The sequence below is a fragment of the Virgibacillus sp. L01 genome (assembly GCF_052246775.1).
Lineage (GTDB): Bacteria > Bacillota > Bacilli > Bacillales > Amphibacillaceae > Lentibacillus.
On record NZ_JBQQCP010000028.1, the window covers coordinates 1 to 600 of the forward strand.

A 600-nucleotide genomic window follows, 5' to 3' on the forward strand; every position below is an offset into this window, starting at 1 on the left:
ATTTAGCATTTCGAGCTATTGGTGAAGCAACTGAAGAGGCTGTTTTAAACTCATTAGTAACTGCAACACATGTTATTGGACGGGACGGGAATGAAAGACCAACCTTTAAAGACTTGTTAAATAAATAAAATATTCAGTTAACATAATGAATGTAACAATAACTAATAAATCAAAATGTAAGTAGGTAAATGATATGTGAAGAAATTCACTTAAACTATTGGGTGCGTTTGTTTAATAAGGAATGCCTGATTGCACTAACGACGCAGAAGAGTTGAATAATCCTTAAATTTTATTCGACTTATTCATTTGCTATTAGAGGGGGACAACAATGGGATTTATAATAACTTTCTTTAGTATTTGGTTGTGTAGCTTTTTAATTGCCAGGTTATTTAGCTTATTTGGTGGTAAATGGAGTCCCTTTGGTAAAACTTATTGGAAAAATGATTTAGTTATTTGTTTAGCCCAAGCTCTGGTTATTACTCTTATATTCGTATTTTTCTTTTCTTTTAATACTAAATAATTAAAAGATTTCCATTGTGCTAACGGGTGCTTTTGTTAAAAAATAAATTACAGAGGAAGACTGAGTTGGAAAAAATTAAA

1 protein-coding gene is annotated in these 600 nt (G+C 30.3%); it reads left to right on the top strand.

The window, feature by feature from the left end:
• Positions 1-328: 328 nt before the first annotated feature.
• Positions 329-520, top strand: a complete 192-nt coding sequence (locus tag ACTWQM_RS20000; protein ID WP_443259895.1) for a hypothetical protein — start codon at positions 329-331, stop codon at positions 518-520.
• Positions 521-600: the final 80 nt, after the last annotated feature.